At 42.3% G+C, this 13,925-nt stretch carries 12 protein-coding genes; 5 read left to right on the top strand and 7 right to left on the bottom strand.

Annotated features, from left to right (window positions below; genetic code table 11):
• Window positions 1–74: 74 nt before the first annotated feature.
• Both BMX50_RS03150 and BMX50_RS03145 read right to left on the bottom strand, forming a co-directional pair.
• Complete coding sequence (locus tag BMX50_RS03150) at window positions 75–1,301, bottom strand: pyridoxal phosphate-dependent aminotransferase (protein WP_091207516.1); 1,227 nt, start codon at window positions 1,299–1,301, stop codon at window positions 75–77.
• Window positions 1,302–1,432: 131 nt separating this feature from the next.
• Window positions 1,433–1,831: a DUF1573 domain-containing protein gene (locus BMX50_RS03145; RefSeq protein ID WP_091207513.1), complete on the bottom strand. Its 399-nt coding sequence runs from the start codon at window positions 1,829–1,831 to the stop codon at window positions 1,433–1,435.
• A gap of 136 nt (window positions 1,832–1,967) precedes the next feature.
• Between BMX50_RS03145 and BMX50_RS03140 the strand changes: the two genes are divergently transcribed.
• The 3 genes from BMX50_RS03140 to BMX50_RS03130 all read left to right on the top strand — a co-directional run bounded on the left by BMX50_RS03140 (window position 1,968) and on the right by BMX50_RS03130 (window position 6,072).
• Window positions 1,968–4,403 carry an alpha-ketoacid dehydrogenase subunit alpha/beta gene (locus tag BMX50_RS03140; RefSeq protein ID WP_091207510.1) on the top strand — a complete coding sequence of 812 codons (2,436 nt, stop codon included), beginning with the start codon at window positions 1,968–1,970 and terminating at the stop codon, window positions 4,401–4,403.
• Window positions 4,404–4,478: 75 nt separating this feature from the next.
• Window positions 4,479–5,057 carry a nitroreductase family protein gene (locus BMX50_RS03135; protein ID WP_091207507.1) on the top strand — a complete coding sequence of 193 codons (579 nt, stop codon included), beginning with the start codon at window positions 4,479–4,481 and terminating at the stop codon, window positions 5,055–5,057.
• A 313-nt stretch (window positions 5,058–5,370) separates the two neighbouring features.
• Entirely contained in the window at window positions 5,371–6,072 is a 702-nt protein-coding gene (locus BMX50_RS03130) for a murein L,D-transpeptidase catalytic domain family protein (protein ID WP_244280832.1), read from the top strand.
• 68 nt (window positions 6,073–6,140) lie between these two features.
• Here BMX50_RS03130 and BMX50_RS03125 read toward each other — a convergent pair whose 3' ends face one another.
• Complete coding sequence (locus BMX50_RS03125; protein ID WP_244280831.1) at window positions 6,141–7,583, bottom strand: L,D-transpeptidase scaffold domain-containing protein; 1,443 nt, start codon at window positions 7,581–7,583, stop codon at window positions 6,141–6,143.
• A gap of 226 nt (window positions 7,584–7,809) precedes the next feature.
• Between BMX50_RS03125 and BMX50_RS03120 the strand changes: the two genes are divergently transcribed.
• Both BMX50_RS03120 and BMX50_RS03115 read left to right on the top strand, forming a co-directional pair.
• The gene (locus BMX50_RS03120) at window positions 7,810–8,820 is read left to right on the top strand and encodes a glycosyl hydrolase (RefSeq protein ID WP_091207498.1); all 1,011 of its coding nucleotides are present in this window, start codon (window positions 7,810–7,812) and stop codon (window positions 8,818–8,820) included.
• Window positions 8,820–9,335 (top strand): DinB family protein, encoded by a 516-nt coding sequence (locus BMX50_RS03115; protein ID WP_091207496.1) that lies wholly within the window; start codon window positions 8,820–8,822, stop codon window positions 9,333–9,335. The genes BMX50_RS03120 and BMX50_RS03115 overlap by 1 nt, the downstream gene beginning before the upstream one ends.
• Here the strand turns inward: BMX50_RS03115 and BMX50_RS03110 are convergent.
• The 4 genes from BMX50_RS03110 to aroA all read right to left on the bottom strand — a co-directional run bounded on the left by BMX50_RS03110 (window position 9,322) and on the right by aroA (window position 13,925).
• On the bottom strand, window positions 9,322–9,948 hold the full coding sequence (locus tag BMX50_RS03110) for an HAD family hydrolase (RefSeq protein ID WP_091207494.1): 627 nt from the start codon (window positions 9,946–9,948) through the stop codon (window positions 9,322–9,324). The two genes, BMX50_RS03115 and BMX50_RS03110, sit on opposite strands and share 14 nt — an antisense overlap.
• 9 nt (window positions 9,949–9,957) lie before the next feature.
• On the bottom strand, window positions 9,958–11,190 hold the full coding sequence (locus BMX50_RS03105; RefSeq protein ID WP_091207492.1) for an MFS transporter: 1,233 nt from the start codon (window positions 11,188–11,190) through the stop codon (window positions 9,958–9,960).
• A gap of 104 nt (window positions 11,191–11,294) precedes the next feature.
• The gene (gene aroC / locus BMX50_RS03100; protein ID WP_091207489.1) at window positions 11,295–12,389 is read right to left on the bottom strand and encodes a chorismate synthase; all 1,095 of its coding nucleotides are present in this window, start codon (window positions 12,387–12,389) and stop codon (window positions 11,295–11,297) included.
• Between the two features lie 240 nt (window positions 12,390–12,629).
• Entirely contained in the window at window positions 12,630–13,925 is a 1,296-nt protein-coding gene (gene aroA / locus BMX50_RS03095) for a 3-phosphoshikimate 1-carboxyvinyltransferase (protein ID WP_091207487.1), read from the bottom strand.

Genomic DNA, 13,925 nt, shown 5'->3' with positions numbered 1-13,925 from the left:
TCGGTTAGGGTAAAAAACAGCAAAACCCGTTTTAGGAGCGGGCTTTGCGTTATGTAAAAATGGTTGAAATGAATTTAATTGCCAACTGCTAACTGCTCACTGGCAACTGTCCTGCCCGGGTAAACTTTTAATGCTTCTTCCAGGCATGCCATGGCTTTCGTCAGGTCGTTATTGTTTAAAACATAGGCCATGCGCACTTCATTTAAGCCGGCTCCAGGTGTGCTATAAAAGCCGGTGGCTGGGGCCATCATTACAGTTTCGTTATTGAAGCTAAATATTTCGAGCATCCACTGGCAAAACTTGTCGGCATTATCAATGGGGAGTTTGGCAACCACATAAAATGCGCCGCCAGGGTTAGGGCAATAAACACCATCCATTTTGTTCAGTGCACTTACCAGTGTATTGCGCCTGCTTGTATATTCCTTATTTACTGCTTCAAAATAGCTATCCGGTGTATCAACGGCTGCTTCGCCGGCAATTTGTTCAACCATACCGGCACTTAAGCGTGCCTGGGCAAATTTCAAAGCTGTTGTATGTAATTCCTTGTTTTTGGTGATCAAGCACCCTAAGCGGGCGCCGCATGCGCTGTAGCGTTTGCTTACGGTATCCATTATTACCACGTTTTCCTCAAGCCCGTCCATATGCATTGGCGATATAAATGAGCGGCCATCATAGCAAAATTCACGATAAGCCTCGTCCGAAAATAGGTAGAGGTCATGCTTTAAAACCAGTTGTTTCAATGCTTCCATCTCTTCTTTCGAATACAAATAGCCGGTAGGGTTATTTGGATTGCAAATCATGATGGCTTTGGTTTTATCCGTTATCAGTTTTTCAAACTCGCTGATAGGAGGAAGTGCAAAACCATTGTCTATATACGATAATATAGGTTTAACTACAATGTCGCTTTGGCTGGTAAAACCGTTATAGTTGGCATAAAAAGGTTCCGGGATAATCACTTCATCGCCAGGGTCAAGGCAAGCCATTAACGCTATGCTAATAGCTTCAGATCCTCCGGTGGTAACAATAATATCTTCGGGAGTTATGTTATAGCTCAGTTTATTGTAGTACTCAGTAAGCTTTTTACGGTAGCTCAATGTACCCTCGCTTGGGGTATAGGCCCAAACCTTAAAGTCGATGTTTTTAATGGCATTAAGCATGCCATCGGGCGTAGCAATATCGGGCTGACCGATGTTCAGATGATACACCTTTTTCCCATCCTGCTTAGCTTTATCAGCGTAAGGTGTTAATTTACGAATCGGTGATGCGGGCATTCGTTGCCCTTTTTCAGATATTTTTGGCATCCTGCAAAATTACTAAAAATGAAAATATTGTTTGTAAATCCTTTGTAAACGAAAAAAGACCCGGTTTCGGGTCTTTTAAATATTATTTAAATATCCCGGTTGATATACGGGATATATCAAGCATGCAATATTTATTTGCTCGCCGCGGGTTTAGCTACAACTTCACCAACAATGTTCAAATATTTTTCGGGTGTTACCGCGTTTGATTTAACAACTATAGTTTTGTTAAAAGGGGCAGCAGCAGCAGCATTGTAAGTAATTTTGATTGTGCCTTTATCTCCACTTTTTACTGGAGTTTTGGTGTAATCTGCAATGGTACAGCCGCAGGTTGGCCTTACTTCTGTTAAAATAAGTGGCTCTTTGCCAACGTTGGTAAATTCAAACACGGTAGTAACCGGAGTGCCTTGTGGTATTTTACCGAAGTCATGCTTTTCTTCGTTAAATTTAAACTCAGCTTTTCCGCTATCTTGTGCTGATGCGGTAAAGGCAAAGCCTAATATTACCGCGCAAATCATTAATATCTTTTTCATACGTTATATTTGATTATTACAAATATAAAAGGTTTAATGTAATTACAAAACTATTACTCAAACTCCGGGTTTTATCTGTTAGTTTGCCTAATACAGAATAGAATTTTATACTTTTACCGTCTAAACAAAATTTTATATGCCTGAAACTACAACACGCGCTACCAGTAAATTTAATACTGCCGAGCTAAGTTTTGATGATTTCAAGAAGATTGTTATTGATGATTATCGTATTGGTTATGAGAGCCGCCAGGCCAGTTTAATAGGCCGCAGGGAAGTACTTACGGGCAAGGCAAAGTTCGGTATTTTTGGCGATGGCAAAGAGGTTGCACAACTGGCAATGGCCAAAGCTTTTCGCGCAGGCGACTGGCGCGCGGGCTACTACCGTGATCAAACTTTTATGTTTGCTACAGGCATGAGCAACATGAAAGAGTTTTTTGCTCAACTATATGCTAACCCCGATATAGAAAAAGATCCCGCTTCGGGTGGCCGGCAAATGAACTGTCATTACGCTACCCGTTTTGTGAATACCGATGGCAGCTGGGTTAACCAGGTTGAAACGATGAACAGTTCGTCGGATATTTCAACAACTGCTGGCCAGATTCCGCGTTTATTAGGGTTAGCGTATGCTTCAAAATTATACCGTCAAAATAAAGAGCTGGATTACCTTAAACAGTTTTCAATTAACGGTAACGAAGTAGCATTTGGCAGTGTAGGAAACGGAGCAACTTCCGAAGGCTCATTTTTTGAAACTTTTAACGCTGCCGGCGTATTGCAGGTGCCTATGGCTATTTCAATTTGGGATGATGCTTATGCTATCTCGGTTCCGGCCAGTTTGCAAACTACTAAAGAAGATATTTCGGAAGTATTAAAAGGCTTTCAGCGCGAAAATGGAAGTAACGGTTATGAGATATTTAAAGTTCGAGGTTGGGACTATATTGCCCTTTGCGAAACTTATGAACGGGCTATCAGCATTTGCCGTGAAGAACATGTACCTGTATTGATCCACGTTACCGAAATGACCCAACCACAGGGGCATTCAACATCAGGCTCGCATGAACGCTACAAAAGTAAAGAGCGCCTGACCTGGGAAGATGAACACGATTGTCTGCTTAAAATGCGTGAATGGATGATTGCTTCTGCCATCACTACCGAAATAGAACTTGAGGAACTTGAGGCTGAAGCAAAAAGATACGTGCGCGAGTGCCAGCGGGAGGCAGCTAACGAACTGGCTGTTGTTATAAAGGCCGAAATAGAGGAAGCTGCTGATCTGATAGACGCTTTTGCCGAATCATTACCTTCACAAAAGGAAACTATATTAGCTTTATCAGAAAGCTTGCGTTCAAGTATAGATGCCGGAAGGCGTGAAATCTTTACGGCTATTCGTAAAGCACTGCGGTTAACGGTTCATGAAGATAATGCAGCTCGTAGAGCATTGTCGGATTGGTTAAAAACAGAAGGCGAGAAGAATGCCGAGCGCTACAACTCAAAACTGTTTACAGGAACTCCAGAATCGCCTCTTTATGTGCCTGTTGTAGCTGCTATTTATAGCGATGATGCAAAGGTAATGGATGGTAGGGAAGTACTGAATGCCGCATTTGATGCCAATTTTGCACGTGATAAAAGCATAGTAGCGTTTGGTGAAGATTTGGGCGCTATCGGCGATGTTAACCAGGGTTTTGCCGGTTTGCAGGCCAAATATGGTGAAATCCGCATCAGCGATACCGGTATCCGTGAAACAAGTATTATAGGGCAGGGTATGGGGCTGGCGATGCGTGGCTTAAGGCCAATAGCAGAAATCCAATATCTTGATTACCTGATTTATGCGATAACCATCATCAGTGATGATATTGCCAGTTTAAGTTACCGCACTATGGGCGGGCAAAAAGCACCGTTAATAATCCGTACCCGTGGTCACCGGTTAGAAGGGATCTGGCATTCAGGCTCGCCAATGAGTGTTATTTTAGGTTCGATGCGTGGGTTTCATATTTGTGTGCCCCGTAATATGACCCAGGCAGCTGGCATGTACAACACGCTGCTAAGGGGCGATGAGCCGGCTTTGGTAATTGAATGCCTTAATGGGTATCGCCTAAAAGAAAAATTGCCAGCCAATGTAGGCGACTTTACAGTACCACTTGGCAAGGCCGAAGTTTTAAAAGAAGGCAACGATGTTACTGTAGTTTCATACGGGTCAACATTGAGGATTGTACAAGAGGCCGCGGTTGAGCTCGAAAGCATGGGAGTTCACATCGAAGTAATAGATCCTCAGACTTTATATCCGTTTGATACAGAGAATGTTTGTGGTACTTCGTTAAAGAAAACCAGTAAGTTGCTGGTTGTTGATGAAGACTTGCCCGGTGCCGGTTCTGCTTATATCCTTCAAAAGATATTGGAGGCTCAAAATGGGTATTATGCACTCGATGCGCAGCCTAAAACGCTGACTGCTAAAGAGCATAGGCCACCTTACGGCTCAGATGGCGATTACTTCAGCAAACCATCAGTTGATGATGTAGTTGAAACCGTTTATGCCATGATGAACGAGGCTAATCCTTCAAAATACCCTGCTATTTATTAATAACTCATAATTACATGTTGGTGAAATTGGTGATTCATAAATTACTAATTTTGCCAACGGTTTTTTAATCTATTTATGGATAATACTTTTTTAACCGTCGCCGAAAATATCAAAACCCGCCGTACAGTAAAGCCAGCTATGATGAATGGTCATAAAGCTCCCAATGGCCATATTGCGGCATTACTTGAACTTGCTGACTGGGCTCCAACTCACGGGTTTACCGAACCCTGGCGCTTTATTGTTTATGAAAATCCGGAGCAATTTTGTGCCGAACATGCCGAAGTTTATAAAAAAAGTGTATCAGCCGAAGATTTTAACGAGGCTACTTATAATAACCTGAAAACGCTTGGCGACAAGGTTTCGCACGTTATTATTACTGTAATGCAGCGTGGCGATCTGCCTAAGATACCGCCATTTGAAGAGGTTGCTGCTGTATCAAGTGCCATTCAAAATATTCTGCTGGGGGCTACAGCTTTAAATATGGCTTCGTTCTGGAGCACTGGTGGTGCCATCCTGAAACCGGCTTTTAAGGAATTCTTGAATTTGAGAGAGGAAGATAATGTGATGGGTGTATTATACCTTGGCTACGCTGATCAATACCCAGAAGGAAAACGCACCGTTCCGCTTGAAGATAAAATTAAATGGGTTAAGTAAAATTAACCCACAACCTTTCCTTTTTTCGCTCCGTATAACAGTCGAAAATATTGCTTAGTTTTAAACTTATTTTCATTTAAGTAAAAAATTATATTTTACTGATTTGGAATTTACGTTTTAAAGTATATTTTTGTGTTGGCCTGTTAACAGCAGGTTAACACACCGTCCAGAACCTGTTACTATACCCTAATTATTTTAAATTAAATTAAACTCAGGCAAGCGTATGAGGAAACATTTTTTGTGGGTCACTATGTCGATTTTTTTTCTTTCAGCAACAATCTTAAGCTGGAAATCGGATGGTGCAAACAGATCAGTGAGCGTAAGGAAAAAAAATGCAGCGTTTACAACAAAGGAACTATTTGAGCAATACGTCAATAATTTATACGAATCCGCACATCTTAGTGAAACTGGTTTAGCTTTCAATGTATTTGAAAAAGCGGTTACAGGTTACACCAATTTAAAGCTCGCGCATGTGGTACCCCAAAGCAGCGATGTGCTTACCGTGGTTGATTTCAGCAAATCGAGCCGTGAAAAGCGTATGTGGATCGTTAATTTATTTAGCAAACAATTGGTGCTCAATACCTGGGTAGCCCATGGATCGGGTAGTGGCGAAGAAATGGCCAGCCATTTTTCAGACGCTAACGACTCTCACGAAAGCAGTCTCGGTTTTTATGTTACCGATAAAGTTTATAATGGTAAACATGGGCGCTCTTTATACCTTGATGGTATGGACGAAGGCTTTAATGGCAATGCCCGGATGCGCAGTATTGTTGTGCACGGTGCAAAGTATGTTGGTCCGGCCGCTATTAATGAGCAGGGTTATATAGGAAGAAGCTTTGGTTGCCCGGCTGTATCACCAAAAGTAATTAATAAAGTAATTAACACAATTGCCGGAAAAACTGTTATATTTATTAACGGAAACGACGATTCGTATTATTCAAAATACCTGGATGAAGCAGGGCCGCTTAATTTAATGGCGAGCGCTGACACTTCGTTCAATTTTGCTAAGTTTTAAATCCAATCCCAACTATAAACCAAATCATGAGGCCCGGCTTACTATCAAGTTTGCCGGGCTATTTTTTGTTATTTTGCCAGGAAATTTTGCAGGTGTGCGTAAAGCACAATATCCAACCCGTAAACATCAGGGCGATATTGAATAGTTCCATTTTCATCGGCCCAGCAGGTTACGTAGGTGATATAGATAGGCGTTTTCTTTGGTAAGCCAATATTAGTAGGCTCCGGTTTATTCACTATCATGTCATTTGCGATGGTGTCGATATCAGCGCCTTCGCCAAATAAATTCTTTGCCAGGCCAAGGGGATCGCCCAGGCGCACGCAGCCATGACTCACCGCTCTCATCGTTTTACGGAACGCAGCTTTATTAGGTGTATCGTGCAGGTAAACGCTGCTGCGGTTTTTAAACAAGAATTTGATCTTACCTAACGAGTTATCTTCGCCGGGGCGCTGTTTAAATTCGTATTCGAGGTTGTCAGGGGTTACTTGGGTCCAATCTATCGTTTCCGGGTCGGCTATCCTTTTGCCATCTTTAAACACATCGATGTTTTTATTCGCCAGGTAAAAACGGTCGTCTGCAGCTTCAACAATGATTTCTTTGGTAGCGATACTGCGCGGAATGTTCCAAACCGGGTTTACTTCAACGCTATGAATCACACTGTTCAATATCGGCGTTTCGCGCGGGAACGGTTTATCTGCCCTGGCGGTATCGTCAAAATGCTCCAATGTGTTTTGATTTTCCATATTCCGCCCCTGGCCAACACAAACCTTCATGTTTAAAACCGATTTGCCGCTGTCCATAACGTCAAGCCTGAAATCGGGAATATTTACGATAACATATTTCGGCTCGTAAGGCTTATTTCTCCAGCGCAGACGTTCAAGACTAACCAATAAATAGCGTTTGCTTTCTTCTCTTGATAGCCCCTCTATAGTGGTGCTGTCCCTGTATGCCTTTTGTAAGGCTAAATATTGCGGGTTTTTAGGTTGGATACTATCCAGGAATGTTTTATAATCGGCCCTTTCTAAAGTGGCAAGCATGGTTGTACTATCAGGGCGGCGGGTTGCCATAAAGTACCTTGAGTAGATCTTTTTAGGATTAATGACCCCATATTGCAATGCATTTGAATATTTTACCAGTGCCCCGGCTGTTAAAATTTCAAGTTTGGCGACGGTTTCATAGGCTTCATCAAGGCTTGTGATTGCTGTTTTATCTTTCAGTTTTGCAACAAGTCTTTTGATCTCTCCCGATGGGTATACGGTAGGGTCAAGGCCATGTTCATTGATCCTGTCCAGGTATTCGGGTAGGGCCTCAAGGTCGCCGTTGTTCAAGTGGTTTATAACTAAAAACGGTTGGTATTCGTTCTTTTTAAAAAATGATTCAATTACAAGAGGATTGGCGATTTTAGAGCGGTATTTTGTAAATACCCTTTTAAACACGGGAATGTATTCTTCAGTATCGGCCTTTTTAAAAATCTCATTTTGGGTGATCCTGAACATATCTTCAGCAATCATTTCGGGCTTTTTTTTGCAGCTTTGAAACACAAGCGGCAAAATAAAACACGTGGAAAGTATAATTGGGATAAAGTGTTTTTTAAACGGGATAGGTATCATATATACGAAAGATAGTTAAATATTGCATATGAATAGCAATAGCCATACCATAAAGGCCTGTGCTTTTTATTTATTTTTGAACACAGCGCTCTATAACCATTAACCAGGATAATCTGTTTTAATTAAAATGAAAAAACTGCTTCCAATTGCTTTAATCATATCATTGCCTTTCATGGCGTTAGCACAAAGTTTTAAACCAGTAAATAAAGAAGCATCGCCTGAGGTAAATAAGTTGCTCGCTTTCCTTTATAGTATAAAAGGCAAACATATTTTGTCGGGCCAGCAGAATTATAACAGTGACCGTGACGTTTTTTCAGACAGTGCTAAAGCCATTACAGGACATTATCCCGCGGTGTGGGGTTCTGATTTCATGCTTTGGGGAGATAAAGACCTGGGACAGGACCTGGTTAATGAAGCCAAGCAGAAATGGCAGGATGGTTATCTCGTAACATTGATGTGGCACCAAGGCCGGCCAATTGATAACCCTCCCTATGATTGGAAGCAAAGCATCCAGGGGAAATTGACTGATGCGCAATGGAAGGAGTTGACAACACCCAATACCGAACTGAATAAAAAATGGCTGGCGCAGATTGATGTAGTAGCGGGTTATTTAAAACAGCTCAGAGATGCCCATGTGCCTGTTTTATGGCGCCCCTACCACGAAATGAATGGTGTGTGGTTTTGGTGGGGAAACAAAAAAGGTAACGACGGTATCATCAAACTCTGGAAAATGATGTACGACCGCTATACAAATTATCATCATTTAAATAACCTGATTTGGGTATGGGGCCCTAATGGTTTGCGCGACCTGCCATTAGATGAAGCGTATGACTATAAGGACTTTTATCCGGGTGCCGATTATGTAGATATTTTAGGTGCCGATATCTATCATTTCGATTATGAACAACGGGATTATAACGATTTGCTTAAGGTTGCTAATGGCAAGATCATCGCGCTAACAGAAACAGGCGAACTGCCAAAACCCGAAATTCTGGCAGCCCAGCCCGAATGGGCCTGGTTTATGGTATGGACAAGCTGGCTGTGGACTGATAATACACATGAAAGGGTGAAAACTATATATGGTTTACCCCAAACATTAAATCACGAACAGGTGAAAACAATGCTAAATAAAAACTAATGTCTGTTCAAAAATTACCTGAAGTTTGGCTTCGCGGGCCGCTGGACGGTGTACCGGCCCTGCTTCAACCTGTTGCACATGCGCTTTTACAGGCAAGGGAAGAGCTTAATGAATTGATGACCGATTTTCCGGAAAAGCTGTTATGGGAAAAGCTTGCAGGTATGGCTTCACCGGGCTTTCATTTGCAACACCTTACCGGGGTACTTAACCGGCTTCTTACCTACGCAAAAGGAGAGGGACTTAGCGAAACGCAACTAAATTATCTTGCAACCGAAGGCAAACCTGGTGAGCATATCATTGGTGTAGCTGATTTGATAGATGCTTTTAATGTTCAGGTGGACAGTGCTATTGATCAGCTTAAGGCAACCGATACCGGCACTTTAACCAACTGGAGAGGTGTAGGCCGGGCGCAGTTGCCATCAACAGTAATTGGTTTGTATACGCATTCCGCCGAACATACCATGCGCCATCTTGGACAGCTTTTGGTTACAGTAAGGGTGCTTAAGCAACAATAGCGGCCGCGTCTTTAAGATTTTGTGAGCGATAGGTTACCCGGGCGTTTGGATGTTTATTTTCAGGATCGTATAGAAAAGTATCGATACCCAATTCGCTTGCTGCCTTTATTTCAGATTCGGGATCGTCACCAATAATGAGCACGTCTTCGGGTTTGTAATCGTATTTCTCTAATATCGACGCGAAAATATCTTTTTTTGTTAGTCGCGAAAGCTCTGGGTCAACAATGTGGATAGCTTCAAAATCGGCTTCGATATTCAGCATTTTTACCTTGCTCCATTGCAGTTTGGTGAAGCCCGTGGTAACCAAAAATTTGGTGATCTTAGTTTCACGGATATGCTTATAGTCATCAAAAGGCTGCATTGGCCGGTTGTATTCGATGTTATTTAATAGCTCGAGTCCTTTGTTTTTAACGAGATCGCTAAATTGATATTTGTCTGCCACCTTTTGATAGGGAATCCGCTTTAAATCCTCCTTTGCTTTATTAATATGCTCGATACCCTCGCCAGCAATATGCTGATCAAGAAAATTAAATAGCTCATTAAATAAGTGATCGGCAATGGAACTAACCGGATATATGGTATTATCAAGATCTAATATGATGGCTTTTTTCATGACAGCAATTTAAGGCAAAACGGGCACTCTTTTATTGATATGTATCGATCGTTTCATGATGAAATAACCAAAGGCTACAAACAGGCAAACGCCGCCTAATAGCCACCAAAGCATTTCAAATCCGCCATAGGCAATAACCTGGCTGCCTAAAAACGGGGCGATAATTTGTGCGCCCGACCACGACATGCTGTATAAAGCGGCATACTCGCCCCGATTACGTGCATTTGAACGGCTTATCCAAAAGGTATTCATGAAAGGCATAGAGAGCATTTCGCCCAAAGTAACCATACATACAATCAGTATTGCTACTAATGGCACGTGAGGCATGAGGTTAAGTAATACAAAGCCCGCCCCGGTAACTAAAATGCCTGAGATAATATAGGTTAAAGCATGGCGTTTGCCCTCAAGCCAGTTAATCAGGATCATTTCAATTAAAACAATAAGTACACCGTTTAACGCAAGTAGGAAACCGATAAAGCGCTCGTTAAAATGCCATTGTATTTTGTAGAATACAGGTTGCATAATAAAAAACTGGAAAAAGCAGGTCGCAAACAGCGTAGCTAATAAGATGAATAACAGATAAACCCCATCTTTATAAGCCGATGAAACCACTTCATCAAAACCGGCCACCGCTTCTTTAATTGTTTTTGCCACTTTTGAACGAGGCATCAACGTGAGCAATAGCACGCCTGCGGCAATATTGGTACAACCATCTACCCAAAAAAGCAAATGATAATCTATTGACGACAGTAGCCCTCCTAAACCGCCACCAAAAGCCCAGCCCAGATTAGTAGCAAGTCGATTAAGTGAATAGGAACGCGTTTTGTTTTCTTCGGTACTGTAATGGGCAATGGCCGTAGAGTTTGCAGGCCTGAACGATTCATTACAGATGCTTAGCACAAAAGTAAAGATAGCCATGCTGACAAAACTGCGCTGGTAGCCTAATACCAGGAACAGCAATCCGCCGGTAAGTAGTGCGCCAACCTGTAAATCATAAAAGCCTATCTTGTTAATCAGCTTACCGCCAATAAAACCACCAGATACTGCACCTACACCAAAAATGGCCATAATATATCCCGACTGCTCAATTGTAAAGTGCAGTTGCCTGATGGTATAAATGGTCATGAAGGGTACAACCATGGTACCGCTACGGTTAATAAGCATTACGATGCTCAGGTACCAGCTGTTTTTTGAAAGTCCGCTATAGGCTTGTTTGTATAATTGGATAATTGAGGTAAGCATGAGGATGATGTGCAAATGTGCGGATATGCAAATGTGCAAATTATGAAATGAATACAGATGTGCGAATTAAGAGATAATCTGCACATCTGCATATTTGCACATCATTAAATCAATTTGGCGTTTCTATTCCTAAGCCAATGATCGGCTAAAACAAGGGCTGCCATTGCTTCAACAATAGGTACGGCACGCGGAACCACACAAGGATCATGACGGCCTTTGCCTGATATTTCGGCAGCGTTGCCCTCGCTATCAATAGTAGCCTGGTTTTTCATGATGGTAGCTACCGGTTTAAAGGCAACTTTAAACTCGATAGGCATACCATTGCTGATACCACCCTGAATCCCTCCAGAAAAGTTGGTGATTGTTTGTATATCACCTAAATGTGATTTTACAAAAATGTCGTTATGTTCTGAACCACGCATTTCGCTGCCTTCAAAGCCCGAGCCAAACTCAAAACCGTGAACGGCGTTAATGCTTAGCATTGCTTTACCTAAATCGGCATGTAACTTATCAAACACTGGTTCACCAAGGCCAACAGGGCAGTTTTTTACATAACAGCTGATTTTACCACCAACAGTATCACCATCTTTACGTACACTATCAATAAACTCGATCATTTCTTCGGCTGTTGCCGGATCGGCGCAGCGTACAATATTTTTTTCGCGTTCATCAATAAACTCAAGCGGGTCGCTGATAAATACGTTAGGCGCGTTGATTTTGCCTACACTGCTTACATGGGCAACAATTTCGATGCCCTGGGTTTTTAGCAATAATTTTGCTAAAGCGCCTGCAGCAACACGGGCAGCTGTTTCACGAGCCGATGAACGACCGCCGCCACGGTGGTCGCGGATGCCGTATTTGGCTTGATAAGTATAATCGGCATGCGATGGGCGAAATATATCCACATTATGGCTGTAATCTTTTGAACGCTGATCTTCATTGGGGATTAGCATAGCAATAGGTGTACCTGTGGTTTTACCTTCAAAGGTGCCCGAAAGGATTTTTACTGTATCGCTTTCTTTTCGTTGTGTGGTGATCTTTGACTGGCCTGGCTTGCGTTTATCCAGTTCACCCTGTATATAATCAAGGTCAACCTGTAAACCTGCCGGGCATCCGTCAATAATTACGCCGATAGCTTCGCCATGTGATTCGCCAAAAGTAGTTATCCTGAATAATTGCCCGAATGAATTGCCTGCCATAGTTTTAGATATGAGATGTTAGTATTTATAACCGTCATTGCGAGTTACGAAGCAATCGCGAATTATACAGGGCGAACCTGCTAATCGGGGATTGCTTCGTGCCTCGCAATGACGTGGTTTTATGTTTTAGAACCCAGACTTACGAAGTTTTTAAAACTTCGTAAGTCTTACCCATATTTGAGATTACCTCGCAATGACGTGGTGGGTTGTGTTTTTGCTTTGAGCCTTCGGCTTTCTGCTTTAAGCTTCTTTCTCTTCCACTTCAAACCCCTGCTTTTCCAGATCGTTCCAAAAAGCGGGATATGATTTTTCAACTACCGGACCGTTCTCAAATTCCATTTGCGGAAGGGTGAGGGCAAGCGGCGCAAAGGCCATAGCCATACGGTGATCATGGTAAGTATTGATGAAGATATTATCCGGAATAAACTTGCCGCTGCAATCAAGTGTGTAAACTTCATCTTTTTCAATCAGCTTAACACCCATTTTACCAAGCTCCGTTTGAAGGGCGAGGATGCGGTCGGTTTCTTTGATCTTCAAAGTTTCTAAACCGGTAAATGATGCTTCGTGGTTTAGTGCTGCGCAAACAACAATTACGGTTTGTGCCAGATCGGGACATTCTTTCAGATCAAATTCTCGGCGGGAAATTGGTTTATTCTCTTTCTTCAAATGAACACCGCCGTCCTTAAACTGCGAAGTGATACCAAAGTTGGCCATGATCTCGGTGATCACGCTATCTCCCTGTAAGCTATAAGGTGTCAATCCTGTTAAAAACAGTTCGGCCTCATCAGCAAGAGCTGCAATGGCATACCAGTATGAGGCAGCGCTCCAGTCTGGTTCAACGTACAATGATGTTGTTGTAAATTCCTGATTTGAAATTGCAATAACATTACCTTCCCACGTGTGCTTGATACCGGAAGTTTCAAGCATGGCCAAAGTCATTTCAACATAAGGACGAGATGTTAATTCACCTTCAATATGGAGCTCTAAGCCTAAAGGCAGGGCAGGGGCAATAAGTAATAACGCAGTAATGTACTGGCTGCTGATATTGCCTTTAATATTGATCTTACCGGTTTGTTGTTTAAAACCACCTTTTAGTTTGATAGGAGGGTACCCATCATTCTCTTCATAATCAATATTGGCACCCAAGGTCCTCAGTGCATCAACCAATATACCTATCGGTCGTTCTTTCATACGTTTGCTACCGGTTAATATCACCTCATCTTCCTGAATAGCATAGTAAGCTGTTAAAAAGCGCATCGCTGTACCGGCAGGACCGATATCAACGATTTCGGATTTGCAATTTTCGATTTCTGAATTGTTAAGGGAAGAATCTGCTGACACAGCCTCCTGATTCCCCCTTAAAATGCCCGCTAACAAAACAGCATCGGCAGCGTCCGAGATGTTCTCAACCTTTACTTTGCTTTCGCTAAGCGCTTCGATGATCAAAGCACGGTTACACTCACTTTTTGAGCCGGTGAGGTTAACCGTACCATTAACGATCTTGTTGTTTCTTTTAAGAATGATGTTTTGCATCAT

It is taken from the genome of Mucilaginibacter gossypiicola (assembly GCF_900110105.1).
Lineage (GTDB): Bacteria > Bacteroidota > Bacteroidia > Sphingobacteriales > Sphingobacteriaceae > Mucilaginibacter > Mucilaginibacter gossypiicola.
Note: the sequence above shows the minus strand (reverse complement) of the source record. Positions and strands in the feature narration are given on the sequence as shown.

Bases quoted from the DNA above. Each gene is read 5' to 3' on its own strand.
- aroA (WP_091207487.1), bottom strand. From the start codon at position 13,925: ATGATGCAAAACATCATTCTTAAAAGAAACAACAAGATCGTTAATGGT.
- BMX50_RS03105 (WP_091207492.1), bottom strand. From the start codon at position 11,190: ATGCTTACCTCAATTATCCAATTATACAAACAAGCCTATAGCGGACTT.
- aroC (WP_091207489.1), bottom strand. From the start codon at position 12,389: ATGGCAGGCAATTCATTCGGGCAATTATTCAGGATAACTACTTTTGGC.
- BMX50_RS03120 (WP_091207498.1), top strand. From the start codon at position 7,810: ATGAAAAAACTGCTTCCAATTGCTTTAATCATATCATTGCCTTTCATG.
- BMX50_RS03140 (WP_091207510.1), top strand. From the start codon at position 1,968: ATGCCTGAAACTACAACACGCGCTACCAGTAAATTTAATACTGCCGAG.
- BMX50_RS03135 (WP_091207507.1), top strand. From the start codon at position 4,479: ATGGATAATACTTTTTTAACCGTCGCCGAAAATATCAAAACCCGCCGT.
- BMX50_RS03115 (WP_091207496.1), top strand. From the start codon at position 8,820: ATGTCTGTTCAAAAATTACCTGAAGTTTGGCTTCGCGGGCCGCTGGAC.
- BMX50_RS03110 (WP_091207494.1), bottom strand. From the start codon at position 9,948: ATGAAAAAAGCCATCATATTAGATCTTGATAATACCATATATCCGGTT.
- BMX50_RS03125 (WP_244280831.1), bottom strand. From the start codon at position 7,583: ATGATTGCTGAAGATATGTTCAGGATCACCCAAAATGAGATTTTTAAA.
- BMX50_RS03150 (WP_091207516.1), bottom strand. From the start codon at position 1,301: ATGCCAAAAATATCTGAAAAAGGGCAACGAATGCCCGCATCACCGATT.
- BMX50_RS03145 (WP_091207513.1), bottom strand. From the start codon at position 1,831: ATGAAAAAGATATTAATGATTTGCGCGGTAATATTAGGCTTTGCCTTT.